This is a genomic window from Nocardioides sp. Leaf307, assembly GCF_001423135.1.
Taxonomy (GTDB): Bacteria; Actinomycetota; Actinomycetes; order Propionibacteriales; family Nocardioidaceae; genus Nocardioides; species Nocardioides kribbensis.
Genome location: NZ_LMNY01000001.1, coordinates 506,559 through 533,316, shown reverse-complemented (window position 1 = coordinate 533,316; position 26,758 = coordinate 506,559). Strand labels below are relative to the sequence as shown.

Sequence of the window (26,758 nt, the reverse complement as noted above, 5' to 3'; positions counted from 1 at the left end):
GTGGGGACGCCAGGAAGGTAGGCAGCGCAGGTGGACGGATCCGTGGCCGTCGGTGAACGCGGCGTGAACGCGTCCCGCCCGTTCCGTGACACCTGGCGGGCACTGCGGCGTACATCACGTGAACCCGGCCGTCCGCCCTTGATCCCGACCGTCGCGGTGAACTAGGGGGGTCTGTCAACTCAGCGGTCTAGCGCACCCGGTGGCGCTCGCCGGCCAGCACCCGGCCCTTGCGCAGGTGCACCACGACCAGCTCGCCGGGGTCGAGCGCCGGGTCGGGCAGACCCAGGGCCGCGAAGACCTTCGGCAGCACCGGCCGGTGGGTGCACAGCAGGGCCCCGCGCCGGGTCCGGCCCCCGTCAGCGACGAGCTGCTCCACGAGCGCGCGCACCCCGGCGCCGCGCGCGTCCTCCTCGGAGAGCCGGTCGTCGCGCTCGGGCCCGACCCCGACGGTCTCGGCGAAGGGCGCCACCGTCTCCAGGCAGCGCAGCGCCGGCGAGCTCACCACCCGGTCCACGTCGTACGCCGCCAGCGCCGGCACCAGCCGCAGGGCGTGGGCGCGACCGGCCTGGAGGAGCGGACGGTCGCGGTCGTCGCCGCGCCAGGCCTTGCGCGAGCGGGCCGAGGCGTGGCGCAGCACGACCAGCGCCTGCGTGCGGCGACGCACGCCGAGGGCCTCCCGCAGCGTCGCGCGGTCGCGGTCGTAGGTCAGCCGGATGACGGCCTCGTCGCGGTCGACCCACTCGACGGCGTCGATCTCGTCGTTGACGGCGTAGCCGCTGACGTCGTCGTCGCCCACGACGCGCCCGGCCCAGTAGTGGACGGTCTTGGTGCCGCGCGCGACGGTGTAGCGCTGGTCGCGCAGGGGCGGGCCCAGCCGCACGTGCAGCCCGGTCTCCTCGGCCACCTCGCGCACCGCGGCGGTCGTCTCGTGCTCGCCGCGGTCGAGCTTGCCCTTGGGGAAGGACCAGTCGTCGTAGCGCCCGCGGTGCACCAGCAGGACCTGCCGCCCCGGGCGGAAGACCACCGCCCCGGCGGCCCTGACGTCGCCGGCCGGCACCTCCGCGCGCCGCGCGAGCGAGCGCGCCAGGGAGCTCGCGGAGGAGCCGGACGGAGCCCGGACGCCCTGGGGCGGGGAGGAGGCCATGCCCGTAGTCTCACACCACCGCCCGCCCCCGAGGAGGACCACCGTGCCCCGTGCCACCCGTCGTGTGCCGGTGCGGCTCCTCGTGGCGGTGGCGGTCGTGCTCGTGCTGGTCGGCGGCGGCGTCGCGGTGGCGCTGCGCGTGTGGGGCGGCGGCGACAGCGACCTGCGGCGTGCCGTCGCGCTGGCGCCCGACGACGTGCAGCGCTACTCCTGGACCGACTGGGCCGGGGTGCGCGCCGAGGTCGGCTCCGACGTCGACGCCTCCTCCAGCCCCGAGCAGGTCGAGGACTTCCTCTCCGAGGCCTACGACCTCGACCTGGCCTCGACCACGGCACAGGCCGAGTCGGCCTCGCTGCTGCAGCAGGAGCTCGGCTGGTCGCCGGCCAGCGTGGAGTGGGAGCTCTTCACCCAGTCCACCACCGGGGGCGCCGACCTCGTCGGGCTGGCCGAGGGCACCGACGTCGAGGCGCTCGGCGAGCGGCTCGAGGGCCTCGGCTACACCCGCCCGGAGTCCGGCGACGGGGTGTGGGAGGGCGCCGACGCCCTCGCCCGGGCCTCGCTCGAGACCGGCTACAACGCCTCGCCCACCCTGCAGTACGTCGCCCTCGTCGCCGAGCGCGACCTCGTCGTGACCGGCGACGACGCCGCCTACCTCGCCTCGGTCGTCGACGGCCTCGACGACGACGGCACCGACGACGACGTGTCCCGCGCCGTCGACGCGCTCGTCGACGGCTCCTCCGGGGGCGACCCCCTGGCCGCCGCCGTCTACCCCGGGGAGTTCGCGTGCGCGTCGCTGGCGATGGGTCAGGCCGACCCCGCCGAGCAGGCCGAGGGTGAGCGTCTGGTCGGGGCCGCCGGGGAGGTCGACCCGCTGGAGGTCTTCGCGCTCGCCCTCGAGCCCGGCCTCGGCGCCCGCCTCGTGCTGGGCTTCTCCGACGACGACCGCGCCCGCCGCAACGCCGACGCGCGCGCCACCCTCCTGGAGGGGCCGGCGCCGGGCCAGGGCGGCGACTTCACCGACCGCTTCGCCGTCGACTCCGTCACCGCCGACGGCCCGCTGGTCGTCGCCGACCTCACGCCCGCCGAGGGCTCCTTCGTGCTGTCGGACCTCTCGACCGGCCCGGTCCTCTTCGCCACCTGCTGACCCGCCCGCCGGGTCCGCGCCCGCCAGGTCCGGGCCGGTCGGGTCCGGTCGCTCAGCGGAAGGCGCGCAGCCGCAGGCTGTTGGAGACCACCACGACCGACGACAGCGCCATCGCGGCCCCCGCGATCATCGGGGTCAGCAGGCCCAGGGCGGCCAGCGGGAGCGCCGCGACGTTGTAGGCGAAGGCCCAGAAGAGGTTGACCCGGATGGTGCCCAGGGTCCGCCGCGCCAGCCGTACGGCGGTCGCCGCGGTCCGCAGGTCGCCGCTGACCAGCGTCAGGTCGGCGGCCTGCATGGCCACGTCGGTGCCGGTGCCGAGAGCGATGCCGAGGTCGGCCCGGGCCAGCGCGGCGGCGTCGTTGACGCCGTCGCCGACCATGGCGACGGCCACCCCCTGCTCCTGCAGCCGCCGCACCTCCTCCACCTTGCCCGCAGGCAGCACCCCTGCCACCACGCGCTCGATGCCGACCTCGGCGGCCACGGCGCGCGCCGCCCGCTCGTGGTCGCCGGTGAGCAGCACGGGATCCAGGCCCAGCGCCCGCAGCTCGGCCACGGCCTGGGCCGCCCCCGGCTTGACGGTGTCGGAGACGACCAGGACGCCGCGCGCCTCGCCGTCCCACCCGACGACCACCGGGGTGCGCCCGGAGGCCTCCGCCGTCTCGACCGCGGCGCGGACGGCCCCGGGCACGCCGAGACCCTCCTGCTCCAGCAGCGTGAGGCGCCCGATGACCGCGCGGGCCGCGGGGGCGCCGGCCTCGACGACCGTGCCGACGACTCCGAGACCCTCGCGGTTGGCGAAGCCCTCGACCCGCGGGAGCGGCCCCTCCGCGGCGTGACCCTGCTGCGCACCGGCCACGACCGCGCGGGCGATCGGGTGCTCGGAGCCGGCCTCGAGGGCCGCAGCGGTCCGTCGTACGAGGTGCTCGGGGGTGCCGGGGGCGGCGACGACGTCGACGAGGATCATGCGGCCGGTCGTCACCGTGCCGGTCTTGTCGAGCAGCACCGTCTGCACCCGGCGCGTCGACTCGAGCATCTCGGGGCCGCGGATGACGATGCCCAGCTGGGCGCCGCGGCCGGTGCCGACCAGCAGCGCGGTCGGCGTGGCCAGGCCCAGCGCGCACGGGCAGGCGATGATCAGCACCGCGACCGCCGCCGTGAACGCCGACGCGGCCGGGAAGCCGAGCAGCAGCCAGGCGGCGAGCGTGGCGAGGCTGAGCGCGATCACCAGTGGCACGAAGACCGCCGAGACCCGGTCGGCCAGGCGCTGTACCTCGGCCTTGCCGCTCTGCGCCTCCTCCACCAGACGCGCCATCTGGGCCAGCTGGGTGTCGGCGCCGACCCGCGTGGCCCGCACGACCAGGCGGCCGCCGGCGTTGACCGTGGCCCCGGTGACCTCGTCGCCCGGACCGACCTCCACCGGCACCGGCTCGCCGGTGAGCAGCGAGGCGTCGACGGCGGAGGTGCCGCGCTCGACGACGCCGTCGGTGGCGACCTTCTCACCCGGGCGGACGACGAAGACGTCCCCAGCCGCGAGGCTCGCCGCCGGCACGGTGGTCTCGACGGCGCCGCGCAGCACGGTGACGTCCTTGGCCCCGAGCTCGAGCAGGGCCCGCAGGGCGTCGCCGGCGCGCCGCTTGGAGCGCTTCTCGAACCAGCGCCCGGCCAGCAGGAAGGTCGTGACCCCGGTGGCGGCCTCGAGGTAGATGTTGCCCAGACCGTCGCTGCGCCCGACCCCGAGCTCGAAGCCGTGGGTCATGCCCCTCTCCCCGGCACTGCCGAAGACCAGCGCCACCACCGACCAGGCGTAGGCCGCGGTGACCCCGACCGAGACCAGGGTGTCCATGGTCGTGGCGCCGTGGCGCAGGTTGACGAGCGCGGCACGGTGGAAGGGCCACGCACCCCACAGCACGACCGGCGTGGCCAGGACCAGCGAGACCCACTGCCAGCCGTCGACCTGCAGCGGCGGCACCATCGCCATCGCCACCACCGGCAGGCTCAGCACCACGGAGACCAGCAGCCGCAGGCGCAGCGCCCCGAGCTCGGCGTCGGCACGCTCCTCGTGGCTGCCGGGGCCGTCGGCACCCTCGCCCCCGTCGGTCCTGCGGTCAGCAGGTGACGGTGGAGGGGTGGCGGCGTAGCCCGCGGCGGCGACGGTGGCCAGCAGGTCCTCGACGCTGACCTCGGGGGGCGCGACGACGTGGGCCTTCTCGGTGGCGTAGTTGACGCTCGCACTCACGCCCTCGAGCTTGTTGAGCTTGCGCTCGATCCGGTTCGCGCACGACGCGCAGGTCATCCCGGAGATCTCCAGGTCGACCTCGTGGTCGGCCGGGCGGCTGGCCGGGTGCTCCAGGTCGGGCGTGCTCATCGCGGGCTCCTCCCTGCGTGGGGCGACGTGGTGGGTGGGGTGAGGTGGGTCGGAGGTGGGGCCGGGGTGGGTGCTGCAGTGGGTGGGGGTGCGGCTCAGGCCAGGGCGTAGCCCGCCTCGGCGACGGCGGCCTCGACCTCGTCACGGGTCAGCTCGCGCCCACTGGTGACCTCCACGCGGCCGCCCTCGAGGGTCACCTCGACCTGCTCGACCCCGTCGATCTCCTCGAGCTCCTCGGTGACCGAGGCGACGCAGTGGCCGCAGGTCATGCCGGTCACGGTCCAGGTGCTGGTGGTGCTCATCTCGTGCTCCTCGCTGTCGTGGTGCTGCTGCCGGTGGTGGGCGGTCACGAGCGGACCAGTCGGGCGATCGCCTCGACGGCCTCGGCGACCTTCTCGCGGGCCTCGTCGTCGCCGGCGCGCGCGGCGTCGACGACGCAGTGGTTCATGTGCTCCTCCAGCAGCCCGATCGAGACGGCGTGCAGCGCCTTGGTCATCGCGGAGACCTGCGTGAGGATATCGATGCAGTACTTCTCCTCCTCGACCATCCGCTGCAGGCCGCGGGCCTGGCCCTCGATGCGGCGCAGCCGCTTGAGGTAGTCGTCCTTGCGCTGGATGTAGCCGTGCTGGTGGCCGGTCGCCTCGTCCATACCCTCGACGATACCCCCCTAGGGTATCGACCTCAAGGCGTCGGCGTCTCGGGGCGCGCGGGCGCACCGGAGCACCCGCACGAGCGCGGGTGCGGGTGCGGGAGACGCAGGGGGACGGGTCAGCCGGCCTGGGTGCCGGGCTGGGCGTCGGCGGCGTCGATCCCGAGGATCTCGTCGATCGTCGTCTGCGACAGGTGCTCGTCGGACTCGCTCGCAGCGATGATGAGGTTGGTGGTTAGCTCGACCTCGCCGAGCAGGTCGGCGTCCTCGAGCGACACATCGAACTGATCGTGCACCGCTCCCCCGCTCACCTCGTACCTGTTCATCAGGACCAAGCGTGCCCGACGACCCCCAGGATCAAACCCGGCGGGGGCCGATCTGGTCATATCGGGTGGTGCGACATGGCCCACACGTGCGCCGCAGGGCCCCGCGGACGGGACCCGACGCACGCACGAGGCCCCACCCCCGGGAACGGGGGTGGGGCCTCGTGTGGTGCTTCACCGGTCAGCGGGCCGACCGGTGCACGTCTGGATCAGACGGGGCGAACGTTCTCCGCCTGGGGGCCCTTGGGGCCCTGGGTGACGTCGAACTCGACCTTCTGGTTCTCGTCGAGGGACTTGTAGCCCTGGGTCTGGATCGCCGAGTAGTGCACGAAGACGTCGTCGCCGCCGTCCTCCTGCGCAATGAAGCCGAAGCCCTTCTCAGCGTTGAACCACTTCACGGTGCCTTGAGCCATGTGCTCGTTACTCCTGTTATCGGAACGAGAGGCCGTCACTTCGACGACCCCACAACTGATGCGGTGACACGTCGCTCCGACCTAGTGGAACACCACAAAGCAGAAACGCCGTTGGATCACAAACTCCGCAGGCGTCAGACCAGCTGGAACTTGCATCTGTTGCTAGCACCGACCCTACCCCGCCGGAGCCGGAACCGAACGATCCGGACGAGACTTTGTGGATCGACCCCGTGAAGGTTCGGCGTCAGGAGCGTGACGGACGGGTGCACCGCACCGCACCAGCGGGGTCCGGGAGCGCATGGGTGATACTGGCCGCTCCGTCGCTCGGCGACGGCGGGCCCCTAGCTCAATGGGCAGAGCAGGAGACTTTTAATCTCTTGGTTGTGGGTTCGAGTCCCACGGGGCCTACCGCGACCGTGCCGCCTCAGTCGTCGGCGGACGGAGAAGGTGGGCGCGCGCGACGCGCGAGGCCCAGCGCGAGCGCCGCCCCCGCCGCGAGCAGCAGACCGGCCACGACGTAGGCGCTGCCGACCACCTGCTGGGCCGGGCCCCAGGCGTACTCCGCGTCGTCGCGGTGGGGCAGCAGCCAGAAGGGGGCGAGCACGAACACCGCCGCCCAGCCCGCGGCGGCCCACCGCGGCCCGCGCTCCAGCAGCACCAGCGCCACCGGCAGCGCCCACACCCAGTGGTGCGACCACGAGATCGGTGAGGCGAGCAGCATGGCCACGGCGGCCAGGCCGACCCCGAGCGCGGGGTCGCCACGACGCCACCAGACGCAGCCGAGCGCGAGCACGCCGAGGGAGACCGCGCCGGCGACGACCAGCCACAGCAGGGTCGGCGCCGGCCCGCCGAGCGCGCGGGCCAGCACACCGCTCACCGACTGGTTGGTGGCGAAGGCCGGGCTGCCCGGCCGCTCGGGATCGGCGAGCACCGAGGTCCAGTAGTCCCACGAGGACCGCGGGGCCACGAGCGCCCCGACCACCCCCGCTCCCACCACCGCCGCCACGGCGCGGGCGGCGTCTCCCCGCCTCCCGGTGCCGAGCAGCAGGACCACGAAGACGAGCGGGGTCAGCTTGACCGCGGCGGCCAGCCCGACGAGTGCGCCGCTCCACCGGTGGCGCGGACCGAGCAGGTCGACGACGACCAGCGCCATGAGGAGGAGGTTGACCTGCCCGAAGGTCAGCGTCTCGCGCACCGGCTCGAGGGCCAGCGCCGCGACGCACACGCCGAGGACGGCCCACGGCTCGAGAGCGGGTCGCACGACGTGCACCACCAGGGCCAGCGCGAGCACGCCGGTCGCCGCCCACAGCGCGGCCGAGACCGGCAGGGGCAGGAGCGCGAGCCCGGCCATCAGCAACGCCGCGAAGGGCGGGTAGGTGAACGGCAGACCGGTGGCCGGGTCGTCCCCGTCGTAGAGGTGGCCCCCGTCGAGCAGGGTCCGCGCACCGAAGGCGTAGACCTCGAGGTCGAGGAAGCCCCGGTGCACCTGCAGGAGCGCCGCCGACACGACCACCAGCACCAGGCCGCCGGTGGCGGCGAGCACGACACCGGGCGTGAGCAGGTGGTCCCGGGTGGCGGGGGTGGGCTCCAGGCGGGTCATCCCGCGACGCTAGGAGCGCCCGAGGACGCGACGCCGACCCCGCCACGACCCCGTCGTGAACGGGGCGCGACGAGACCGGGCGGGTCAGTCGGCGATCAGCGGGAGGAGAGACGGTCGACGTAGCCGAGGAGCCGGGCCACCAGGGTGCTGACCGAGGCCAGGTCGGTGGGGTCGGCCAGCGCCGTCGAGTCGAGCTCGCGGAGCACAGGGGCGGCCGACCCGACACCGGCCTCGCCGGCGGCGTCGAGGAAGCAGCGCGACGCCGCGCGCACCGCGGAGGGCTCGAAGGACAGCACGCACTCGAACATCCGCTGCCGGTCGGGCACACGGTCCTGGCCGGGCAGCTCCCAGGCGCTGAGCAGCGCGGGCAGCTCCTGGGAGTCGCACACCAGCGCCCACTCCCGCAGCAGCGGCGAGCGCTGGTCGAGCGTGACCCGCGTCGGCCCGTCGAGCAGGCGTACGTCGGGACCGTCCGGCTCCTCGCCGTGGTCGGGGAAGTCGGCGTAGACCCACGCCGAGCGCGAGAGCCGGGCCAGCTCGCCCCAGCGACGCTCGGCGGCGCGGTAGTGCTGGGCCTGCTGGAAGGCGGCGAAGAGGTGCGGGCGGTCGGCCACGGCGCAGAACTCGTCCTCGATGGCCCAGGACAGGGCGAGCAGCGTGGACTTGCCCAGCCGCTGCACCGGGATGTGGGGGTGTCCCGCACGCACGGTCGCGAAGACCGACTGCGGCCGCGCCGACGTGCCGCGCGGCTCCTCCTCGGCCTCCCGCTCGCGGCGGACCTCCTCGATCGCTGCCGACAGGGTCAGCCCCGACTCGCGCCGGGCCAGGACCCCCTCGACCGCGCGCACGTCGGCCTCGGCGTAGCGACGGTGGCCGCTGGGGCGCCGCTCGGGCACCGGGAAGCCGTACCGGCTCTCCCAGGCGCGCAGGGTGGCGGCGGCCACGCCCGTGCGCTCGGCCAGGTCACTGACGCTCAGTCCGGCGCCGTGAGCGCTCCCCGGGGGCAGCGACGACGCAGGGGCGCCACCGGCCTGGCCGCTCACGACGCGTCCCGCAGCCGCGCACCGGCGGTGGAGCCCGAGGCCAGGTCGGCCTCTACCCGCGCCGCGACCAGGTCGAAGAGCCAGCGCCAGGGGTCGGGACGCGCCGAGGTCACCGGCCGCTCGGCGCTGCGCAGTCCGCCGTGGCCGCCGTGGCCGCCGGCGGCGTACTGACCGGCGCGGGCCCACACGTCGAGGTAGACCGAGACGACGAGGTCCTCGGCCAGCGCGCGACCGGCGCAGTCGTCGATGGTGACGCCGCGGGCCGAGCAGCGTCGGACGGTCTCGCCGAGCACGAGTCGCACGCTGCGGTCGTAGAGCCGGCCGAAGGCGGCCTCGTCGCCACGGGCCGTGGCGCGCAGCAGGGAGTCGATGGAGGTGGAGCACGCACCGTGGTCGTGTCGCTGCTCGGTCATCTGGGGCCTCTCGTCGAGCGGGGGCTTCGACTCGCTGTCGAACTTTCGTGTCGAACTGTGGATGATCTTGACACAGTCTGTCTAAGTTTGGAATATAAGTCCCAACACCTTGTCTAAGTTTCAGCCCGGGTGTCGGCCCGAGAACCCAGGAGCGGCAGAACCATGAACCTCACCACCACCTCGCATACGCCCCGCACGAGCGGCATCCACGCCGTCCCGCAGAAGCGGCCGCTCGTCGTGGCGTTGGTCGACGACCACCCCTTCGTCGCCGCTGGCGTGGCCGCCCTGCTCGCCCCCCACACCGACCGGGTCCAGCTCGTCGACACCGAGACCGCCCTCGACGACCCGGCCGCGGTCGACGTGGTGCTCTACGAGCCCGTCAAGCTCTCGCAGACCGGGCAGAACCTCGTGCGTCGCCTCGCCACCTCCGGCCAGGCCCGCCCCGTGGTCTACACCTGGCGCGACCCGCAGGCGCCCGGCAGCAGCCGCGCCCAGGTGCGCCTGTCGAAGACGCTCGGTGCCGACGAGCTCGTCGACGCCATCGAGCGTGCGCTGCGCACGACCCCGACGGCGGCCCGCCCCAGCCGCCCGCTCGACCGCACCCCGCACGCCGTGGTCGGCGCCACCGCCAACGGCGCCCGCGCGGGGCTCACCCCCCGCGAGGCCGAGATCCTCTCGCTGGTGACCCAGGGTCACACCAACGTCGAGATCGGCAAGCAGCTCTACCTCTCGATCAACTCGGTGAAGACCTACATCCGTGGCGCCTACCGCAAGATCGGCGTCGAGCGCCGCACCCAGGCCGTGGCCTGGGGCCTGCGCCACGGCCTGGGCATGGAGCCGGCCCGCGGCGGTCTGGTGGACGTCTCCGCCTCCTGACCGGACCGCCGGGCCCGCCGGGCCCGGTCACCCGCTTGGGTCTCCTGCACCCCCCCGGCCCCGGGGCACCGTGGACGTCATGACACCTGACATCCACCCGCAGGAGGCCGCCGCATGACCACGATCGCCATCATCGGGGCCGGGCGCGGTCTCGGCGCCGCCGTCGCCCGGCGCTTCGGGCGCGAGGGCTTCAGCGTCGGTCTGATCTCGCGCAGCCAGGCCCGTCTCGACCTGCTGGCCGAGGACCTCGCCGGTGACGGCGTGCAGGCCCAGGGCTTCGCCGCCGACGTGCGCGACCCCGCCTCGATCGCCGCCGCCCTCGAGCAGGTGACCGAGACCCTCGGACCCATCGAGGTGCTCCAGTACAGCCCGCTGCCGCAGAAGGACTTCATGCGACCGGTGCTGGAGACCACTCCCGCCGACCTCGTCGGACCGGTCGAGTTCTCCATCTACGGCCCCGTCGCCGCCGTGCACCAGGTCGTGCCCGGCATGCGCTTCCTGCCCAAGGAGGACGGTGAGGGCCGCGGCACGATCCTCTTCGTCAACGGCGGCTCCGCCGTCAAGCCCGGACGCAACGTCACCGGCACCTCGATCGCCTTCGCCGGTCAGGCCGCCTACGCCGAGCTGCTGCACGAGGTGCTCGCCGAGGAGGGCATCCACGTGGCCCAGCTCATCATCGGCGGCGCGATCGTCGAGGGCGACCCCGAGAAGGATCCCGACGTACTGGCCGAGAAGCTGTGGACGATGCACGCCGAGCGCTCGGGCTTCCGCACCCAGGTCAGCGAGGACTGAGCAGCAGCGTCCGAAGCAAGCAGCAGCGGGCGTCCCGGCCACGACCGGGACGCCCGCTGTCCTGCGTGCAGGGAGGCCCGCCCGGGCCGGACGTGGGGGGGACGACCGGACCCGGGCGGGCCTCGCTGCGCAGCCTACCCGCACAGCACCGCCCCGACACCTGGAGATCCGGGTGTCGGGGCGGTGTCGTCGTCAGGGGGCCCGGGCGAGACCCCCGGGCGTCAGCCGATCCGGCCCACGAGCGCCTCGGCGTCGGTGGGGCGAGCGTGCTCGGCGAGGAGGGCGCGGGCCTGGTCGAGTCCGCCGTCGACCTCGACGTCCCACAGCAGGACGCCGCGCACCTCCTCGTCGTCGAGGTAGTAGACGACCGCTCCCCCGTCGCGCTCGTCGACGACGGTCTCCAGCGAGGCGTCGAGGGTGCCGACCGCCTCGTAGCCCACACCGAGCACGTCGGAGTAGAACATCGGCGTGTGGTCGTAGGTCTCGGTGGAGCCGGCCATGATCCGCCCCACCGCGGAGCCCATCTCACCGGCGTTGTCGACGTGCTCGACGCGACGGCGCCCCAGGATCCGGTCGGGGTACTCGGCGACGTCGCCGGCGGCGAGCACGCCCGGCACGGAGGTGGTGAGCCGCTCGTCGACGCGTACGCCGCCGTCGTCGGCACGGACCACGTCAGCGGGCAGGAAGTCGGTGTCGGGGCTGATGCCCAGGCCGACCACCACGACGTCGGCCTCCAGCGAGGACCCGTCGGAGAGCTCGACCACGACCGTGTCGCCGTCCTCGCGCCCGCCGACGGCCTTCAGACCGCCGTGGACGCGCACCCCGGCGTCGGTGAAGAGCGACTCGAAGCGCCGCGCCAGCGCGTCGGGGAAGACGTGGTCGCCCAGCACCTCGCCGGGGTGCACGACGGTGACCTCGCAGTCGTGCTGCGACAGCGCGGCCGCGATCTCGCTGCCGATGTAGCCGCCGCCGACGACCACGACCCGCGGGCGGCCCTGGGCCAGCTCGCGCAGGCGGTTGTAGTCGGCGAGGTCGCGGAAGTAGAGCACCCGGTCGCCGGGCTCCAGCCCCTCGATGCGGCGGGGGCGCCCGCCCGTGGCCACCAGCAGGGTGCCGTAGCCGAAGGTGTCGCCGGCCGCGGTGGTCGCCGTACGGGCCTCGGTGTCGACGCCGGTCACCGGGCTGCCCAGGTGGAAGGTCGCGCCGGTCTCCTCCGAGGTGTGCATGGCGGCGTCGTCGAAGGTGAAGTCGGGATCGGTCCAGAGCTTCTTCGACAGCGCCGGGCGCGGGAAGGGGGGTGTGGGCTCCTCGCCGAGGATGCCGATGGTGCCCTCGCTCCCCTGCTCGCGGATGCCCTTGGCCGCAGCGTCGGCGACCATGCCGCCGCCGACGATGAGGAAGTCGTAGTCGTGGTGCACGTCGGTGCCCTCCTGGGGTGGGTCGGTCGGTGGGTCGTCAGATGGTGGCGACCGAGCCGGAGTCGACCCGGTAGTTGGAGCCGTTGACGAAGCTGGCGCGGTCGGAGCACAGGAACGCCACCACGGAGGCGACCTCCTCGGGCAGGCCGCGCCGGCCCAGCTCCATGTAGGGCCGCTCCTCGTCGAGGAAGCTCTCGATGGCCTCGTCGACGCTGGAGCCGATCTCCTTCGAGCGCTTCTCCATCATGGCGTCGGTCATCGGCGTCTTGATGAAGGCGGGCGAGACGCAGTTGACCAGCAGCCCCTCCTCGGCGTAGCTGCGCGAGAGACCCTTGGCGAAGGCCAGCACGCCGGCCTTGGCGGCGCAGTAGGGCAGCTCGTCGTCGTAGGGCTGCACGGCGTCCTCGGAGGCGAGGTAGACGATGCGGCCCCAGCCGCCGCGGCGCAGGCCGGGCAGGAAGGCGCGGGTGAGACGGATCGGCGCGAGCAGGTCGACGGTGAGCGTGGTGGTCCAGCCCTCGTCGTCGATCTCGTGGAAGAGGCCCTGGGCCCCGGTGATGCCGGCCGACTGCACGAGGATGTCGAGGTCGCCGACCAGGTCGGTGACCGACGCGGCGAGCTCCTTGACGGCCTCGTCGGTGGACAGGTCGGCGGCCACGTGGTGCAGGCGCCCCTCGGGGGCGTCGAGCCGGGCCGCGGCCTCGGCGAGGGAGTCGGCGTCCTGGTCGGTGAGCACGACCGTGGCGCCCTCGTCGAGCAGGATGCGCGCGGTCTCCCAGCCGATGCCGGAGTCGCCCCCGGTGACGAGGGCGGTGCGTCCGGTGATTCCGAGATCCATGATCCTCCGATGCGAGCAGGCGGGTCGGCGCGGTCGCGCGGGCCCGTCCTTCGACCGTACGGCGGCGGCCGGGCCCCCCGATCACCCTCAGAGGTGGGCGGCAGGCGGGCGGGCGGGCTGGCGGGCGGGCGGTGGACCCGAGGGGGCCGGCCGCCGCGGTCACCCCCGCGGGTGGACGTCACCGGTGGCGCGCCGACCTAGCGTGGCAGGGCCCGACCACGACGACGCCCTCGGCAGAGCCGACGGGCCAGGAGGACACGTGTCCCGCATCGGCTACACCCTCATGACCGAGCAGAGCGGCCCGCGCCAGCTGGTCGAGTACGCCGCCGCCGCGGAGCGGGCCGGCTTCGACTTCGAGGTCTCCAGCGACCACTTCTCCCCGTGGCTGACCGAGCAGGGCCACGCCCCCTATGCGTGGAGCGTGCTCGGCGCGATCAGCCAGGTCACCTCGCGCGTGGAGCTGATGACCTACGTGACGTGCCCGACCATGCGCTACCACCCCGCCGTCGTGGCCCAGAAGGCCGCGACCATGGCGCTGCTGTCGCAGGGCCGCTTCACCCTCGGCCTGGGCAGCGGGGAGAACCTCAACGAGCACACCGTCGGACGCGGCTGGCCGCCCGTGGCGCGACGCCAGGAGATGCTGGTGGAGGCGGTGGAGATCATCCGCCGCCTGCTGGCCGGGGAGTTGCTCACCTTCCACGGCGAGCACTTCTCCGTCGACGGCTCGCGCCTGTGGGACCTGCCCGGCGACGACGAGCGGGTGCGCCTGGCGCTGGCGGTGGCCGGCGACAAGGGCATCGAGCACTTCGCTCCGATCGCCGACGACCTGGTCGCCACCGAGCCGCTCGGCGACCTCGTCCAGACCTGGAACGGTGTCGAGGGCGCCACCCGGATCGGTGACGGCGCCCGCGCCATCGGCCAGATCCCGATCTGCTGGGACCCCGACGAGAAGCGGGCGGTGGCCCGGGCCCACGAGCAGTTCCGCTGGTTCGCCGGCGGCTGGAAGGTCAACAGCGACCTGCCGACCACGGCCGGCTTCGCCGGGGCCACGCAGTTCGTCACGCCCGACGACGTCGCCGACTCGATCCCCTGCGGGCCCGACCTCGACAAGATCGTCGAGGCCGTGGGCGCCTTCTGGGAGGCCGGCTTCACCGACGTCGCCCTCGTGCAGGTCGGCGACGAGCACCAGGACCGCTTCCTGGCCGAGGCGGCCGAGCCCCTGCTGGAGAAGCTGCGCGCCGCGGCCCCCTGAGCCGCCCGGGACGACCCCGGCGCCCCGCCGAGCCGGGCCGGGCGTCCCGGTCGGTCAGTTGCCGCCCAGACCCCGCTGGAGCCGCAGCTCGGCGTGGAGGCGGTAGGGCATCGGCAGGTGGGCGGCCGCCAGCGCCGCGGCGTACGCCTCGAGCGCCGAGACGAGGGCGTGGCGGGCCTGCTCGGCCTCGCGGGACCCGGCCGCGCGCTGCTCCAGCTCGACCTGGAGCCGCTCGCGAGCCGTGTCGATCGCGGTGAGCAGGGCGGGGATGCGCCGGCGCGGGTCGCCGCCGGGGCCGGAGGCCGGACCGTGGCCCGTGGATCTGGTCGTGCTCATGGGCGCGGGAGCCCTCCCGGCCCTCCGCCGAGCGCGACCTGGCGTCACGCCGTCGAGGGGGCCTGGACCCAGGTTAGACCTGCCCGGCGACGGCGCCGTCCCGCGCGGGCCCGCACGACGCGGCCGTGGGGGCCCTCCGCCGGCCGGTCAGTGCTCGCGCAGCGCCTCGACCAGCTCGTCCTTCCTCATCGACGAGCGGCCCTCGACGTCGAGCTCGGCCGCGCGCTCGCGCAGCTCCTCGACCGTCCACTCCTCGTAGGCCGGCGAGGAGCCACCCTCGCGCCCGACGGCGGAGCGGCCCTCCGCGGCGGCGGCGTTGGCGATGCGCGCCGACTTCTCCTTGCTGTTGCCCTCCTCGCGCAGCTTCTCGTAGAGCTCGTCGTCCTTGACGCTGGGGCCGGGCTTCTTCTCGGCGGGCATGGTCGTCTCCTCCTGGTCGGCCACCGGGTCCTCCCGGCTCCCCTCCGACGGTAGGAGCGGCACCGACCACGACCCACGCCCCTCGGGGTGAACGGCGACCCCGCGCACCCGTGCCACGGTGGGTGGGATGACCCCCACGACACCCGCCCGGCCCGACGCCCCCGCCACCACCGTCGACACGGTGGTGCTCGACCTCGACGGCACCCTCGTCGACTCCGTCTACGTGCATGTGCTCGCCTGGCGTGCCGCCTTCGCCGCCGTCGGGCTCGACGTCGCCTCACACCGCCTCCACCGCGCGATCGGACTGGGCGGCGACCGGCTGGTCGCCCACGTCGCCGGCGACGCCGCCGAGCGGGCCGTCGGCGACCGGGTGCGCGCGCTGCACGACGAGGACGTCGAGCGCCGCACGGGCGAGATCGGCGCCACCGACGGCGCCGCCGCCCTGCTCGAGGCGCTGCGCGGGCGCGGCCTGCAGGTCGTGCTCGCCAGCTCGGGGGCCAAGGAGCAGACCGAGCAGCTGCTCGACCTGGTCGAGGGCTCACACCACCTGCTGCACGAGAAGGTCGCCGGCGCCGACGCCGAGGCCAGCAAGCCCGCCCCCGACCTGCTCGAGATCGCCCTGGAGAGCGTCGGGGCCACCCGCGCGGTCACCGTCGGCGACGCCGTCTGGGACGTCGAGGCCTCTCGCGCAGCCGGGGTGCCCTGCCTGGGGCTGCGCTGCGGCGGGATCGGCACCGCCGAGCTGCTCGAGGCGGGGGCCGTCGCGGTCTACGACGACCCGCGCGACCTGGTCGACCACCTCGACGAGGCGCTCGCCCTGGCCGCGGAGGGCCACCGGGGCTGACCCGGCCGCGGGCCGGGCTCAGGCCCCGAAGGTGGGGGTGCGCTTGGCCACGAAGGCCGCGACGCCCTCGCGGCCGTCGGCGCCGCCGGCCAGCTCCCGGATGGCCAGCGCCTCCGCGCGCAGCCGGGCCTCGGGGTGCTCCTCGACCGCGCCGCGCAGGAGCCGCTTGCTCGCGGCGTACGCCGGGGCCGAGCCCGCCACCAGCGTGGCCACGACCCCCTCGGCGCACGCGTCGAGCTCCGCCGCCGGCACGACGCGGGCCACGAGACCGGCGTCGAGCAGCTCGGCCGCGGTGAGCCGGTCGTTGAGCAGCGCCAGGCGCAGCACCCGGTGCAGGCCGAGGGTGTGGGTGAGCATGCTCGTGCCGCCGTCGACCGACAGTCCGAGGCGGGTGTAGCCGAGGCTGAAGGTCGCGGTGTCGGCCGCCAGCACGAGGTCGGCGGCGGCCGCGAGCGGGAAGCCGGCCCCGGCCGCCGCGCCCTGCACCACCGAGACCACGACGGCCTCGCTGCGCACCAGCTCGGAGACCACGCGGTGCAGGCGGTCGGCGAGCTCGTCGACGTAGCCCGGCAGGTCCTCGGCCCCCGCGAAGGCCGCGACGTCGCCGCCGACGCAGAAGAAGCGCCCCGTGCTGGCGAGCACGACCACCCGGGCGTCGTCGGCCGCGGCGCGGCGTACGGCGGTGAAGAGCTGGTCGACGGAGTCGAGGTGCACCGGGTTGCCGCGGTCGGCGTCGACCAGGGTGATCCGGGCGACGCCGTCGGCGAACGCGTAGCGGACGTGCGACGAGCCGGGGTCTGTGTGGTGGGAGGGGTCGACGGCGGCTGAGGTTTCGTGGGGCGCCATGGCCGTCACTCTGCCACCGGCCCCGGTCCCGGCCGCCCTCGCCCGGCGTCCGGGTGTCGAGGTCCGGGTGCCGGTGTCGGGGGCCGGGGTCGCGGGCCGGGGTCGGGGGCCGGTGTCGGTGTCGGGGCCCGACGTCCACGGCCGACGTCGGATGGCCGCGTGGATCACGCCATCGCGTGATCCACGCACGCCCCGGGCCGGGCATTGCGCGATCCAGGCGGCTCTTGACGCTGACCGGCTGCCGCAGCCGCGCACAGTCCGGCCACGACGTCACTGCCGGCCTCCGCGGAGCGTCGGCCGGGCTCCTCGGCAGAGCATCGGCCGGGCTCCTCCGCCGGTTCGGCGCCGCGCAACGTAATCATCACGCACCGGGGCCCGGGGCCCGGGGCCCGGGGCCTGGGGCCTCGCGGATCGCGCAATTGCGTGATCCACGCACGCCCCGGGCCGGGCATTGCGCGATCCAGGCGGCTCCGGATGCTGACCGGCTGCCGCAGCCGCGCAAAGGTCCATACACGACGTCACCGCCCGACCTCCGCAGAGCATCGGCCGGGCTCCGGGGCCGGGTCGGGCCGGTCGGCCGGGTCAGGCCGGGTCGGGGTCGAGGGCCAGTCCGGCGTCCAGCAGGGGGCCGACGGACTCGCCGGCCGAGGAGAGCCCCTCGCCCCCGGCGGCACGGTGGCGGTGGTCGATGCCGGCGGCGATGACGGCGAGCTTGTAGTAGCCGAGGGCGAGGTGGCGCTCGAGGTCGACCAGCGGCACGCCCCCGGCGCGCTCGTAGGCCGCGGCCAGCCCGGCCACGTCGGGCACGCGCGGCTCGGTCCAAGCCGACGGGAAGCCGAGCACCTGGTCGAAGGCCGGGTGGCGGTAGACGCACATCATCGCCACGTCGGCGACCGGGTCGCCGATCGTCGACAGCTCCCAGTCGACGATCGCCGCGACCTCGACCGGGCCGGTGGCGGGCACGCGCAGCAGCGTGTTGTCGATGCGGTAGTCGCCGTGCACGATGCCGGTGGAGCGCTGCTCGGGCAGGCGCTCCCTTAGGCGGGCGGCGAGCGCCGCGGCCGCGCGGCGCACGGGCTCGGGCTGGGCCTCGCCCACGATCTCCCACTGGCCCGACCACCGCTTAAGCTGGCGGGCGGCGTAGCCGTCGGGGCGTCCGAAGCGCTCGAGGCCGACGGCGACGTGGTCGACCTCGTGCAGCCGGGCGAGGGCGTCGGCCAGGGCCGCCACAGCCGCCTCGACCCGGTCGTCGGGCAGACCGGCGAGGTCGTCGGCCGACTGCAGTGAGCGGCCCTCGACGAAGCGGGCCACGGCGAAGGGACCGCCGATGAGCGACTCGTCCTCGCTCAGCGCCACCGCCGGCGGCACGGGGACCCCCGCGCGGCCCAGGGCCCTGGTCACCCGGAACTCGCGGGCCACGTCGTGCGCCGACGGCGTCCGGCCCGCCCGCGGCGGCGTGCGGAGCACCCACGCGGCCTCGCCGTCGTCGAGGCGGACGGTGAGGTTGGAGCGGCCGCCGGAGACGAGGCGCGCCCGCAGGGGCGCCGCCGGCGGCTCGCCGGCCTCGGTCATGACCGCGGCCACGGCCACGAGCTCGTCGGCGCTGAGCCCGGCGTCGCCGGGGGTGTCCTGGTCGGTCGCGGTCACCGGGGCCTCTCCTGCCGGGCGGCCCCGGCGTCGGCTCGCACTCTACGGAGGTGCGCCGCACCGTGGCGGCACGTGCCCGTCGGCGGGTGCGCCGTGGCGGCGCGGTCTGCTGCGTTCAGCCTCGCCGCGGCCCGGATCCGCGTATTTTGCCGTCCATGGCAGACGCGACACCCGACGAGGCCGGCGCCGACCTCGTCGACCGGTGGCTCACGCACCGCGACGGCGGCGCCGACGCGCGCGCTGCCGAGCTGCGCCGCCAAGGTGCGGCGCTGCGGGAGCGCACGGGTCGGCCGGCACCGCCCGAGAGCGCCGACGCCCCGCCCTCCGAGCGGCGCGACAGCACCACCTTGCCCCCGGCCACGGTCCCGGCCGCCAGCCGCGAGCTCGACGCGTACGACGTCGCCCCCGCCCGCCCGCTGCCCCCCTCGGGTGGCATCCGCCCCGGTCTCGGACTCGCCGACTTCGAGCCGGTCATCATCCCCTCGGCGCGCCGACCGAAGCCCGAGCCCCGCCGCGGCCTCCTCGCCCGCCGCCGCGCCACCGAGGCCAGCGACGCCGTCGCGGGCGACACGGGCAACACGGGCAACACGGGCGACACGGCCCCCGACACGGTCCCCGACACCGTGGCCGACTCGACGACGGGCGCCCCCGCTGACGCTCTCCCCGAGCCCGCCCCCGTCGTCGACGCTGCACCGGAGCCGGAGCCGAGCCCCTCCCCCGCGGAGCCCGGTGACGCCGTGGCCGCGGGTCGCGCCATCGTCGACCTCCTCGACCGCCCCGCCCCGCTCCCGGCGGCCGAGGAGCGAGCACCGGCCCCCACCCCGAGGCCCGAGGAACGGGCACCAGCCCCCACCCCGAGGCCCGAGGAACGAGCACCAGCCCCCACCGCGGTGGTTGAGGAGCGAGCGCAGCGAGCGTCTCGAAACCACCCCACTCCCGCCGCCGTCACCACCGCCGTCCCGACCGCCGTCCCGACCGACCCCCCGCCCACGACGACGCGCGCCGACGCGGTGAGCGCCGGCCGCGCCGTCTTCGACCTCCTCGCCGCGACGGCCGCTCCGCCCACCACCCCGCCACGCGCCGCCACGCCGACCCCGCCCGTCTCGCCGGTCTCGCCGGTCTCGCCGGTCTCGCCGGTCTCGCCGGTCTCGCCGGTCTCGCCGGTCTCGCCGGTCTCGCCGAGTTCGCCGAGTTCGCCGACCGAGCGCGAGACCGACCCGGCCTCCGACCGCCGTCGGACGGCGCCTGCCACCAGTGCCTCGGCGGCCCCCCGCCCCGCCAAGCCGGCCAAGCCCGACAAGCCCGCCAAACCCGCCAGACCCGCCAAGCAGGAGAAGCCTCCGAGGCTCGCCCGGCTCCGGCAGCCGGCCGCGCCGGCACCGGCGGCGGCGCCCACCGGGCCCGCACCCGTCCCCTCGGGTCCCGCCCCCACGCACGCACCCGCCGCCACCCCGGAGGCAGGCGCGGCACCCCGGCGTACGCCTGCGGCGGCCCGGTCGGTGTTCAGCGACTTCGCCCACCAGACCCGCGGCGAGACGCCGCCGCGGCCGGCCCCGAGCGGCCCCCCACCCCAGGTCGACTTCGCGCCGCGCGCAGCGCTGCGGCGACTGGTGGGCCTGCTGGTGCTGGCCGGGGTCGTGACGAGCGGCTACCTCGCCTGGCAGGCCTGGCAGGTCCGCACCGAGGAGCGCCTGGGCCTCGCCGGGATCGCCCTGCTGTCCACCGCGGTGGTGTGGGCGGTGTGGGCCGGCTCCAGCCCGCCCCGGCTCTCGGTGCGCGGCGGCCAGCTCGAGATCCGGCGCAGCGGCGGTCGTCAGGTCTTCGACCTGGCCAACCGCTACACCGACATCGAGCTGCTCGGCACCCCCGGACGCCGCGGCTGGCGGGTGCTGATCCACCGGCGCGGGATGTCCCCCGTGGAGATCGACTCCTCCATGGTCGACCCCCGTGGCTTCACCGAGGTGCTGCGCTACTACCGACCCGACCTCTGACCCGGCCCCCGGTCCGACGTCCGACGTCCGACGTCCGACCCGACCGTCGGGCGCTCGCCCGCCGAGCGCTCAGGGCACGGCGACCCAGTAGCGGCGCTTGTCGCCCCGCACGTCCTCGCACACCCCACCGCAGCGCTCGATCGTGCGCGCCGAGGCCACGTTGTCGACGTCGCAGGTCACCAGCACGCGGTCGAGCCCCAGCTCCCCCGCCTCACCCACCGCGAGCGCGAGCGCACGCGAGGCGTGACCCTCACGACGCCGGGCGGGCCGCACCGAGTAGCCGACGTGCCCCCCGGTCTCGAGCAGGTACGGCGTCAGCTCGTGGCGCAGGTCGAGGAAGCCCACGACCTCCTCGCCCCCGCCCGCCGTGTCGACGATCCACCAGAAGGTGGAGTGCACCAGCGGCCCGTGCGGGCCCTCGCCCAGCGCCACCGACCGGTCGGCGTACGGCGTGAGCGCCTCGACCCACGCGTGGCAGCCGGGCGGGGTCAGGTCGCGCCGCAGGGCCGGCGGCAGGAGCCAGACACCGCTGCCGGCGGGGTGCTCGTCGCCGAAGTCGGCGAGGGCCCGCGCCCAGCTCGTCGCGAGGCGGGCGTCGGGGCGGCGCAGCTCGGTCACGGGGCCAGTGGACCGCAGACGCCGACGGGGGCGCCACCGGATTGCTCCGGTGACGCCCCCGTGGTGGCGGTCTGTCTCAGACCCGCTCGCCGGTCTTGACGCCGCGCTGACCGGCGTCGGTGAGGCGGGCCTCCTCGACGGCCTGGGCCTCGAGCTCGGCGCGCCGCGTGGTCTCGAGCAGCTCGCGCGAGGCCTCGTAGGAGCCCGGCGCGGACACCAGGTCGGTCGCGCCCCCTCGCAGTCGCGAGAGCGCGTTGCGCCCGAAGATCTGCTGCTCGGTGGAGGTGCGCTCGGAGCGACCGCGGCCGAGGAACGACACGAACCAGTGCAGCACCGCGGTGACGCGGTTCTTGAAGCCGGTGATGTAGACGAGGTGGACGGCCAGCCACATCAGCCAGGCGATGAAGCCGGTGAGGCGGATCTTGCCGATCATCGCCACGGCGCGGAAGCGGCTGATGGTGGCCATCGAGCCCTTGTCGAAGTACTTGAACGGCTCCTGGGCGGGCTTGCCCTTGACCCGGCCGTCGATCTCCTTGGCGGCGTACTTGGCGCCCTGGATCGCGACCTGGGCGACGCCCGGGAGGTTGTCGAGGGCGATCATGTCGCCGACCACGAACACCTCGGGGTGGCCGGGCAGGGTGAGGTCGGGGTTGACCCCGATGCGCCCGGCGCGGTCGAGCGGGGCGCCGGTCTGCTCCGAGAGCGTCTTGCCCAGCGGGCTGGCCTGCACGCCGGCGGCCCAGATCTTGGTGACGGACTGGATCCGCTCGGTGCGACCGTCCTTGTACTTCACCTCGAGGCCGCGCTCGTCGACGTCGGTGACCATCGCGCCGAGCATGACCTCGACGCCGAGCTTCTCCAGCTCGGTCTTGGTCTTCTCGCCCAGCTTGGCGCCGAAGGGCGGCAGCACCTGGGGCGCGGCGTCGGCGAGGATCACGCGGGCCGAGCGGGTCTCGATGGCCCGGAAGTCGCGGCGCAGGGTGCGGTGGGCCAGCTCGGCGATCTGGCCGGCCATCTCGACACCGGTCGGTCCGGCGCCGACGACCACGAAGGTGAGCAGGTGGTCGACGTTCTCGCCGCGCTGGGCGCCCAGCTCGGCCATCTCGAAGGCGCCGAAGATGCGACCGCGCAGCTCGAGGGCGTCGTCGATGCTCTTCATGCCGGGGGCGAACTCGCTGAAGTGGTCGTTGCCGAAGTACGACTGCCCCGCGCCCGCCGCGATCAGCAGCGAGTCGTAGGCGGTCACCGTCGGGCGGCCCAGGACGTGGGAGGTGACCGTGCGGGCCTCGAGGTCGATGTCAGTGACCTCCCCGAGGAGCACCTGCGCGTTGGACTGGCTGCGCAGGATCTCGCGGGTCGGCGGGGCGATCTCGCCCTCGGAGAGGATGCCGGTCGCCACCTGGTAGAGCAGCGGCTGGAAGAGGTGGTGGGTCGTCTTGGCGATCATCGTCACCTCGACGTCCGAGCGGCGGAGCGCCTTGGTGCCGAAGAGTCCGCCGAAGCCGGAGCCGATCACGACCACGCGGTGCTTGCCCGTCGAGGGGTTGGTCGCGGTCGGTGCGGGGACTGGGCTGGCTGCCATGTCGGGACCTCTCTGGTGGCTGCCGGGACGGAGGCGACGTCTCTCGGTCGGGGCGTCTGCCCCATTCTCCCGCGCAGGGCGTCGCATCTCTAATCTGGGCCACCGTCTGGTCGCTCACAGCACCCTCCCGGGTGGTCGTCGCGGCCGCTCCCGTGGCCCTCGCCACACGCCCCCGACGACGCGGCACTCGGGTGGGAAAACTTTCAACGACGCAGGTTTGCCCGCGCAGGCCCGCGGGTAGTCGGCACGGGACTGGCACCCACCTGCCGCTGTCCTCGTGCGGCACCCGCCGCCGCGGGGCCCCGGCCGCCGGTCGTCCGCCGGACCTCGTGGTCCGGACCCGCCACCCGATCTCTTCGCACCGTTGGAGCCGTCCGTGCCGCTGAACCGGCCCGCCCTCTCCCTGGGCTCCGGTCCCCGGGGCGTGCAGGATGCACGCCGCTGGGTGGTCGAGACGTGCCGCGACATCGGCCGCGACGAGCTCGTCGAGTGCACCGAGCTGGCGGTCTCCGAGCTGGTCACCAACGCCCTGCTGCACGGCTCGCCCCCCATCGAGGTGCGGGTGCGCGGCACCGTGGAGCACCCCCGCGTCGAGGTCCGCGACGGCTCCCCCGAGCGCCCCGTGCTCCCGACCGAGACCGGCGAGACCGACGACGACGACGTCGAGTCGCTGCTGCTCACCTTCGGCCGGGGGCTGAGCATCGTGGCGCGGTGCTCCCGGGCGTGGGGCGCCGAGATCGAGGCCGACGGCAAGACGGTGTGGTTCGAGCCGGCCGCGGAGTTCGCCGAGGACAACGGCGCCGAGGGCGTCGTCACCGGGCTCGACCAGCCACCCGCCGTGCCGTCCGACCCGGTCGCGGTGTCGGTGCACGGTGTGCCGCTGGACCGCTACGTCGCCTTCCAGCGCCACTTCCGCGAGCTGCGCCGCGAGGTCCGGCTGCTCGCGCTGGCCCACGAGTCGGAGTACCCCCTGGCCAAGGACCTCTCCGACCTCTTCGGCGACCTCGAGCGCCAGCTGCGCGGTGGCTCGGTCGGCCCCGACGTCGACCGCGCGGTCGCGGAGGGCCGCACCCACCTCGACCTCGACCTGCTCGTCTCCCGCGCGGCCTCGGGCAGCATGCAGCAGTTCATCGACCTGCTCGACATGGCCGACGTCTTCTGCCGCGAGCAGCGGCTGCTGTCGCTGGCCCGCACCCCGGAGCAGCGCCGCTTCCAGCAGTGGTACCTCGGCGAGTTCGTGCGCCAGGTCGCCGGCGAGGAGCCGCTCCCGTGGCGCGACCCGGCCTCCGGGCCCGACGACGGCGAGCAGACGCCCGAGGTGCGGCGTACCGTCGTCTCGTGACCGACGCCCCCACGCCGCGGTGAGCCCCGCTCCCCGGCTGCTCGCGCTGGTGGCGCTCGGCGGAGCCCTCGGCGCCGTCGTGCGCTGGGCCCTGCTCGAGGTCTTCCCCGACCCGGCCGGCGCCTTCCCCTGGACCACCCTGGCCATCAACGTGGTCGGCTCGGCGCTGCTCGCGACCGCGGGTCTCCTCGCCGCCGTACGCCGCAGCCGCGGCCGCGCGGCGTTCCTCGGGCCGGGGGTCATGGGCGGCTTCACGACGCTGTCGGCGGCCTCCGAGCAGACCCGGGCCCTGCTCGACGCCGGCCGCCCCGGGCCGGCCGCCGCCTACGTCGTGGGCAGCCTGGCCGCCGCGCTGCTCGCCGTCACCGCGGTGCACGCCTGGGCGGCGCGGCGCGAAGACGACCGCACGCCTCGCGGGGAGGGGCCGTGACGACCACCGACACCGTCGACACCGTGGTCCGCGGCCTGCTGGTGGCGCTCGGGGCGGGCGTCGGCGCGCCGCTGCGCTACGCCGTCGCCCAGCGGCTGGACGCCCGCTGGCCGACCGGGACGCTCGCGGTCAACCTGCTGGGCTCCCTCGTGCTCGGCGTGGTCAGCGCGCTGGCGCTCTCGGGCCACCTCTCGCAGGAGTGGGTCGCGCTCCTCGGCACGGGCTTCTGCGGCGGCTTCACGACGTACTCCTCCTTCGTCGTGCAGACCCGGGGCCTGGGCCCGCGCACCGGGGCCCTCTACGCCGCCGTGTCGCTGCTCGGCGGCCTCGGCCTGTGCGCCGTGGGCTTCCTGCTGGCCGCCTGAGGCCCTCAGGCGTAGCCCAGCTCGTGGAGGCGGTCGTCGTCGATGCCGAAGTGGTGGGCCACCTCGTGGACCACGGTGATCCGGACCTCCTCGACCAGCTCCTCCTCGCTCGCGCACATCCGCAGCAGCGGGCCGCGGAAGACGAAGATCCGGTCGGGCAGCTCGAGGATCGTGGAGAAGTCCCGCTCGGTCAGCGCGACGCCGTCGTAGAGCCCGAGCAGGTCGCGCGGCTCGCCCTCCGGCGGCTCCTCCTCGACCAGCACGACCACGTTGGTCACCAGCTGCGCCAGCTCGTCGGGGATCTCGTCCAGCGCGGCGTCGACGAGGGCGTCGAAGCGGTCGGGATCCATCGCGACGGGCACACCCGCATCGTGCCACCGCGCGACAACCGACCCACGCGGGTGGACCGCGCCCCAGGGTGCGGCGCCTAGGTTCGCCGGTGTGACCCACTACGACGTCGTCGTCCTCGGAGCCGGCTCCGGCAACACCGTCATCGACAAGTCCTTCGCGGGGCTCTCGGTGGCCATCGTCGAGCGGGGCCCCTTCGGGGGCACCTGCCTCAACCGCGGCTGCATCCCCTCCAAGATGCTCATCCGCCCCGCCGACGTCGTCGACGCCGCCGCCGACGGCCCCCGCCTGGGCGCGCGCACCAGCGCCGACGGCGCCGACTGGGACGCGGTCCGCGACCGGGTCTTCGGGCGCCTCGACGAGGTCTCCGCCGACGGCCGGGCCTACCGTGAGGGCCTGCCGGGCGTCGACCTCCTCTCCGGCACCGCCCGGTTCACCGGCCCGCGCGCCCTCCGCGTCGAGCTCGACGACGGCGGCACCGCCGAGCTCACCGCCGACCAGGTGGTGCTCGCCACCGGCAGTCGGCCGGTCGTGCCCGACATCGAGGGCCTCGACGAGGTCGAGCACCACACCAGCGACGACGTCATGCGCCTGGCGACCTTCCCGCGGCGCATCGGCGTCGTCGGCGGCGGCTACATCGGCGCCGAGCTCGCCCACGTCTTCGCGGCCTACGGCGCCACCGTGACCCAGGTCGAGTCGGGCGAGGCCCTGATCTCCAACCAGGACCACGACATCTCTCAGACCTTCACCCGGATCGTGTCGCAGCGCTGGGACGTGCGGCTCGGCACGTCGCTGGAGCGGGTCTCGCGCGCCGCCGGGGGCACGGTGATGCACCTCGACGACGGCAGCGAGGTGGAGGTCGACGCCCTCCTGCTGGCCATCGGCCGCCGCCCCAACGGCGACCTGCTCGACCTCGACCGCGCGGGCGTCGAGACCGACGACACGGGCCGGATCCTGGTCGACGAGCACCAGCGCACCAGCGCCGAGGGCGTGTGGGCGCTCGGCGACGCCTCCAGCCCCGAGCCGCTCAAGCACGTCGCCAACCAGGACGCCCGGGTGGTGAAGCACAACCTCCTGCACCCCGACGACCTGCGGGTCTCCGACCACCGCTTCGTGCCCAACGCCGTCTTCGCCTCCCCCCAGGTCGCCGCGGTCGGCCTCACCGAGGCCCAGGCCCGCGAGCAGGGTCTCGACCTCGCCGTCGCCCGCCACGAGTACGGCGACACGGCGTTCGGCTGGGCCCTGGAGGCCGACGACCGCCACGGCGAGGCGGCCGGCTACGTCGTCAAGCTGCTCGCCGACCGCGCGACCGGTCGTCTCGTGGGCGCCCACCTGCTGGGTCCGCAGGCCTCGGTGCTGGTGCAGCCGCTCATCCAGGCCATGAGCTTCGGCCAGCCCGTGGCCGACCTCGCCCGGGGCCAGTACTGGATCCACCCCGCTCTGACCGAGGTCGTCGAGAACGCGCTCCTCGCGCTGGCCGGGGAGCTCGCGGGCTGACCTGCGCACGGCCGGCGGTGACGTCGGCCCAGGCCTACCGCCACGGGCCGAGAACGACGACAGCCCCGGACCGTGGTGGTCCGGGGCTGTTCGCGATGGCGACCCCGACGGGACTCGAACCCGCGGCCTCCGCCGTGACAGGGCGGCGCGCTAACCAACTGCGCTACGGGGCCAGGTGCTCCGTCACCGGAGCGATGGAACCATAACCCACTCCTCGCGGGA

At 74.9% G+C, this 26,758-nt stretch carries 28 protein-coding genes and 2 tRNA genes; 11 read left to right on the top strand and 19 right to left on the bottom strand.

Annotation, left to right across the window (positions count from 1 at the left end; genetic code table 11):
• Window positions 1–187 precede the first annotated feature (187 nt).
• Window positions 188–1,144: an NUDIX hydrolase gene (locus ASF50_RS02440; RefSeq protein WP_082502672.1), complete on the bottom strand. Its 957-nt coding sequence runs from the start codon at window positions 1,142–1,144 to the stop codon at window positions 188–190.
• Window positions 1,145–1,187: 43 nt separating this feature from the next.
• Between ASF50_RS02440 and ASF50_RS02435 the strand changes: the two genes are divergently transcribed.
• Window positions 1,188–2,288 carry a hypothetical protein gene (locus ASF50_RS02435; RefSeq protein ID WP_156718041.1) on the top strand — a complete coding sequence of 367 codons (1,101 nt, stop codon included), beginning with the start codon at window positions 1,188–1,190 and terminating at the stop codon, window positions 2,286–2,288.
• Between the two features lie 52 nt (window positions 2,289–2,340).
• On the opposite strand, the gene ASF50_RS02430 is transcribed toward ASF50_RS02435, so the two are convergent.
• From ASF50_RS02430 to ASF50_RS02415, 5 genes are all read right to left on the bottom strand, one after another.
• Window positions 2,341–4,653 (bottom strand): heavy metal translocating P-type ATPase, encoded by a 2,313-nt coding sequence (locus ASF50_RS02430; RefSeq protein WP_056903376.1) that lies wholly within the window; start codon window positions 4,651–4,653, stop codon window positions 2,341–2,343.
• 95 nt (window positions 4,654–4,748) lie between these two features.
• Window positions 4,749–4,955, bottom strand: a complete 207-nt coding sequence (locus ASF50_RS02425) for a heavy-metal-associated domain-containing protein (protein WP_056863582.1) — start codon at window positions 4,953–4,955, stop codon at window positions 4,749–4,751.
• Window positions 4,956–4,999: 44 nt separating this feature from the next.
• Window positions 5,000–5,302, bottom strand: coding sequence for a metal-sensitive transcriptional regulator (locus ASF50_RS02420; protein ID WP_056863400.1), 303 nt, complete (start codon window positions 5,300–5,302; stop codon window positions 5,000–5,002).
• Window positions 5,303–5,421: 119 nt separating this feature from the next.
• Window positions 5,422–5,628 (bottom strand): hypothetical protein, encoded by a 207-nt coding sequence (locus tag ASF50_RS18745; protein ID WP_156697795.1) that lies wholly within the window; start codon window positions 5,626–5,628, stop codon window positions 5,422–5,424.
• A 206-nt stretch (window positions 5,629–5,834) separates the two neighbouring features.
• Window positions 5,835–6,038 carry a cold-shock protein gene (locus ASF50_RS02415; protein ID WP_056863399.1) on the bottom strand — a complete coding sequence of 68 codons (204 nt, stop codon included), beginning with the start codon at window positions 6,036–6,038 and terminating at the stop codon, window positions 5,835–5,837.
• A 335-nt stretch (window positions 6,039–6,373) separates the two neighbouring features.
• Here ASF50_RS02415 and ASF50_RS02410 point away from each other — a divergent pair.
• Window positions 6,374–6,446 (top strand) — tRNA-Lys (locus tag ASF50_RS02410).
• A gap of 16 nt (window positions 6,447–6,462) precedes the next feature.
• Here the strand turns inward: ASF50_RS02410 and ASF50_RS02405 are convergent.
• The 3 genes from ASF50_RS02405 to ASF50_RS18740 form a co-directional block, all read right to left on the bottom strand.
• Window positions 6,463–7,638 (bottom strand): glycosyltransferase 87 family protein, encoded by a 1,176-nt coding sequence (locus ASF50_RS02405; RefSeq protein WP_056903375.1) that lies wholly within the window; start codon window positions 7,636–7,638, stop codon window positions 6,463–6,465.
• Between the two features lie 95 nt (window positions 7,639–7,733).
• Window positions 7,734–8,681 (bottom strand): DICT sensory domain-containing protein, encoded by a 948-nt coding sequence (locus tag ASF50_RS02400; protein WP_056903374.1) that lies wholly within the window; start codon window positions 8,679–8,681, stop codon window positions 7,734–7,736.
• Window positions 8,678–9,094, bottom strand: a complete 417-nt coding sequence (locus ASF50_RS18740; RefSeq protein ID WP_056863396.1) for a hypothetical protein — start codon at window positions 9,092–9,094, stop codon at window positions 8,678–8,680. Before ASF50_RS18740 ends, ASF50_RS02400 begins: the two co-directional genes overlap by 4 nt.
• A gap of 162 nt (window positions 9,095–9,256) precedes the next feature.
• Between ASF50_RS18740 and ASF50_RS02390 the strand changes: the two genes are divergently transcribed.
• Both ASF50_RS02390 and ASF50_RS02385 read left to right on the top strand, forming a co-directional pair.
• Entirely contained in the window at window positions 9,257–9,970 is a 714-nt protein-coding gene (locus ASF50_RS02390) for a helix-turn-helix transcriptional regulator (protein WP_056903373.1), read from the top strand.
• A gap of 114 nt (window positions 9,971–10,084) precedes the next feature.
• Entirely contained in the window at window positions 10,085–10,762 is a 678-nt protein-coding gene (locus tag ASF50_RS02385) for an SDR family NAD(P)-dependent oxidoreductase (RefSeq protein WP_056903372.1), read from the top strand.
• Window positions 10,763–10,983: 221 nt separating this feature from the next.
• On the opposite strand, the gene ASF50_RS02380 is transcribed toward ASF50_RS02385, so the two are convergent.
• Complete coding sequence (locus ASF50_RS02380) at window positions 10,984–12,180, bottom strand: NAD(P)/FAD-dependent oxidoreductase (RefSeq protein WP_156718040.1); 1,197 nt, start codon at window positions 12,178–12,180, stop codon at window positions 10,984–10,986.
• A 37-nt stretch (window positions 12,181–12,217) separates the two neighbouring features.
• Window positions 12,218–13,018: an SDR family NAD(P)-dependent oxidoreductase gene (locus ASF50_RS02375; RefSeq protein WP_056863393.1), complete on the bottom strand. Its 801-nt coding sequence runs from the start codon at window positions 13,016–13,018 to the stop codon at window positions 12,218–12,220.
• A 259-nt stretch (window positions 13,019–13,277) separates the two neighbouring features.
• Here ASF50_RS02375 and ASF50_RS02370 point away from each other — a divergent pair, with 259 nt between their 5' ends.
• The gene (locus tag ASF50_RS02370) at window positions 13,278–14,270 is read left to right on the top strand and encodes a TIGR03557 family F420-dependent LLM class oxidoreductase (protein WP_056863392.1); all 993 of its coding nucleotides are present in this window, start codon (window positions 13,278–13,280) and stop codon (window positions 14,268–14,270) included.
• A gap of 54 nt (window positions 14,271–14,324) precedes the next feature.
• Here the strand turns inward: ASF50_RS02370 and ASF50_RS02365 are convergent, their stop codons facing one another.
• Both ASF50_RS02365 and ASF50_RS02360 read right to left on the bottom strand, forming a co-directional pair.
• On the bottom strand, window positions 14,325–14,606 hold the full coding sequence (locus tag ASF50_RS02365) for a hypothetical protein (protein WP_056863391.1): 282 nt from the start codon (window positions 14,604–14,606) through the stop codon (window positions 14,325–14,327).
• A gap of 147 nt (window positions 14,607–14,753) precedes the next feature.
• Window positions 14,754–15,026, bottom strand: a complete 273-nt coding sequence (locus ASF50_RS02360) for a Rho termination factor N-terminal domain-containing protein (protein WP_056904194.1) — start codon at window positions 15,024–15,026, stop codon at window positions 14,754–14,756.
• A gap of 127 nt (window positions 15,027–15,153) precedes the next feature.
• Between ASF50_RS02360 and ASF50_RS02355 the strand changes: the two genes are divergently transcribed.
• Complete coding sequence (locus tag ASF50_RS02355; protein WP_056903371.1) at window positions 15,154–15,870, top strand: HAD family hydrolase; 717 nt, start codon at window positions 15,154–15,156, stop codon at window positions 15,868–15,870.
• A gap of 18 nt (window positions 15,871–15,888) precedes the next feature.
• Here ASF50_RS02355 and ASF50_RS02350 read toward each other — a convergent pair whose 3' ends face one another.
• Window positions 15,889–16,716 (bottom strand): enoyl-CoA hydratase/isomerase family protein, encoded by an 828-nt coding sequence (locus ASF50_RS02350; RefSeq protein ID WP_082502668.1) that lies wholly within the window; start codon window positions 16,714–16,716, stop codon window positions 15,889–15,891.
• Between the two features lie 582 nt (window positions 16,717–17,298).
• Entirely contained in the window at window positions 17,299–18,363 is a 1,065-nt protein-coding gene (locus tag ASF50_RS02345) for a phosphotransferase family protein (RefSeq protein ID WP_235557531.1), read from the bottom strand.
• A 155-nt stretch (window positions 18,364–18,518) separates the two neighbouring features.
• Between ASF50_RS02345 and ASF50_RS02340 the strand changes: the two genes are divergently transcribed.
• A complete protein-coding gene (locus ASF50_RS02340; RefSeq protein WP_056903370.1) occupies window positions 18,519–20,354 on the top strand; it encodes a hypothetical protein in 1,836 nt (611 codons plus the stop codon).
• 69 nt (window positions 20,355–20,423) lie between these two features.
• Here the strand turns inward: ASF50_RS02340 and ASF50_RS02335 are convergent, their stop codons facing one another.
• Together ASF50_RS02335 and ASF50_RS02330 are read right to left on the bottom strand one after the other, a co-directional pair.
• Window positions 20,424–20,972, bottom strand: a complete 549-nt coding sequence (locus ASF50_RS02335; RefSeq protein WP_056903369.1) for a GNAT family N-acetyltransferase — start codon at window positions 20,970–20,972, stop codon at window positions 20,424–20,426.
• A gap of 76 nt (window positions 20,973–21,048) precedes the next feature.
• Window positions 21,049–22,554, bottom strand: coding sequence for an NAD(P)/FAD-dependent oxidoreductase (locus ASF50_RS02330; RefSeq protein ID WP_056863386.1), 1,506 nt, complete (start codon window positions 22,552–22,554; stop codon window positions 21,049–21,051).
• A gap of 376 nt (window positions 22,555–22,930) precedes the next feature.
• Between ASF50_RS02330 and ASF50_RS19870 the strand changes: the two genes are divergently transcribed.
• From ASF50_RS19870 to ASF50_RS02315, 3 genes are read left to right on the top strand one after another with little or no spacing between them, the layout of a single operon-like run.
• Window positions 22,931–23,896: an ATP-binding protein gene (locus ASF50_RS19870; RefSeq protein ID WP_056903368.1), complete on the top strand. Its 966-nt coding sequence runs from the start codon at window positions 22,931–22,933 to the stop codon at window positions 23,894–23,896.
• Window positions 23,897–23,915: 19 nt separating this feature from the next.
• The gene (locus tag ASF50_RS02320) at window positions 23,916–24,326 is read left to right on the top strand and encodes a fluoride efflux transporter FluC (protein WP_056903367.1); all 411 of its coding nucleotides are present in this window, start codon (window positions 23,916–23,918) and stop codon (window positions 24,324–24,326) included.
• Entirely contained in the window at window positions 24,323–24,691 is a 369-nt protein-coding gene (locus tag ASF50_RS02315; RefSeq protein ID WP_235557530.1) for a fluoride efflux transporter FluC, read from the top strand. Before ASF50_RS02320 ends, ASF50_RS02315 begins: the two co-directional genes overlap by 4 nt.
• Before the next feature lie 5 nt (window positions 24,692–24,696).
• Here ASF50_RS02315 and ASF50_RS02310 read toward each other — a convergent pair whose 3' ends face one another.
• The gene (locus ASF50_RS02310) at window positions 24,697–25,053 is read right to left on the bottom strand and encodes a metallopeptidase family protein (RefSeq protein WP_056863383.1); all 357 of its coding nucleotides are present in this window, start codon (window positions 25,051–25,053) and stop codon (window positions 24,697–24,699) included.
• 79 nt (window positions 25,054–25,132) lie between these two features.
• Between ASF50_RS02310 and ASF50_RS02305 the strand changes: the two genes are divergently transcribed.
• On the top strand, window positions 25,133–26,536 hold the full coding sequence (locus tag ASF50_RS02305; RefSeq protein ID WP_056903366.1) for a mycothione reductase: 1,404 nt from the start codon (window positions 25,133–25,135) through the stop codon (window positions 26,534–26,536).
• A 96-nt stretch (window positions 26,537–26,632) separates the two neighbouring features.
• Here ASF50_RS02305 and ASF50_RS02300 read toward each other — a convergent pair.
• Window positions 26,633–26,709 (bottom strand) — tRNA-Asp (locus ASF50_RS02300).
• Window positions 26,710–26,758 lie beyond the last annotated feature (49 nt).

Bases quoted from the DNA above. Each gene is read 5' to 3' on its own strand.
- ASF50_RS02405 (WP_056903375.1), bottom strand. From the start codon at position 7,638: ATGACCCGCCTGGAGCCCACCCCCGCCACCCGGGACCACCTGCTCACG.
- ASF50_RS02390 (WP_056903373.1), top strand. From the start codon at position 9,257: ATGAACCTCACCACCACCTCGCATACGCCCCGCACGAGCGGCATCCAC.
- ASF50_RS18745 (WP_156697795.1), bottom strand. From the start codon at position 5,628: ATGAACAGGTACGAGGTGAGCGGGGGAGCGGTGCACGATCAGTTCGAT.
- ASF50_RS02355 (WP_056903371.1), top strand. From the start codon at position 15,154: ATGACCCCCACGACACCCGCCCGGCCCGACGCCCCCGCCACCACCGTC.
- ASF50_RS02330 (WP_056863386.1), bottom strand. From the start codon at position 22,554: ATGGCAGCCAGCCCAGTCCCCGCACCGACCGCGACCAACCCCTCGACG.
- ASF50_RS02365 (WP_056863391.1), bottom strand. From the start codon at position 14,606: ATGAGCACGACCAGATCCACGGGCCACGGTCCGGCCTCCGGCCCCGGC.
- ASF50_RS02420 (WP_056863400.1), bottom strand. From the start codon at position 5,302: ATGGACGAGGCGACCGGCCACCAGCACGGCTACATCCAGCGCAAGGAC.
- ASF50_RS02360 (WP_056904194.1), bottom strand. From the start codon at position 15,026: ATGCCCGCCGAGAAGAAGCCCGGCCCCAGCGTCAAGGACGACGAGCTC.
- ASF50_RS02375 (WP_056863393.1), bottom strand. From the start codon at position 13,018: ATGGATCTCGGAATCACCGGACGCACCGCCCTCGTCACCGGGGGCGAC.
- ASF50_RS02415 (WP_056863399.1), bottom strand. From the start codon at position 6,038: ATGGCTCAAGGCACCGTGAAGTGGTTCAACGCTGAGAAGGGCTTCGGC.
- ASF50_RS02425 (WP_056863582.1), bottom strand. From the start codon at position 4,955: ATGAGCACCACCAGCACCTGGACCGTGACCGGCATGACCTGCGGCCAC.
- ASF50_RS18740 (WP_056863396.1), bottom strand. From the start codon at position 9,094: ATGACCGAGCAGCGACACGACCACGGTGCGTGCTCCACCTCCATCGAC.
- ASF50_RS02440 (WP_082502672.1), bottom strand. From the start codon at position 1,144: ATGGCCTCCTCCCCGCCCCAGGGCGTCCGGGCTCCGTCCGGCTCCTCC.
- ASF50_RS02350 (WP_082502668.1), bottom strand. From the start codon at position 16,716: ATGGCGCCCCACGAAACCTCAGCCGCCGTCGACCCCTCCCACCACACA.
- ASF50_RS02385 (WP_056903372.1), top strand. From the start codon at position 10,085: ATGACCACGATCGCCATCATCGGGGCCGGGCGCGGTCTCGGCGCCGCC.
- ASF50_RS02340 (WP_056903370.1), top strand. From the start codon at position 18,519: ATGGCAGACGCGACACCCGACGAGGCCGGCGCCGACCTCGTCGACCGG.
- ASF50_RS02430 (WP_056903376.1), bottom strand. From the start codon at position 4,653: ATGAGCACGCCCGACCTGGAGCACCCGGCCAGCCGCCCGGCCGACCAC.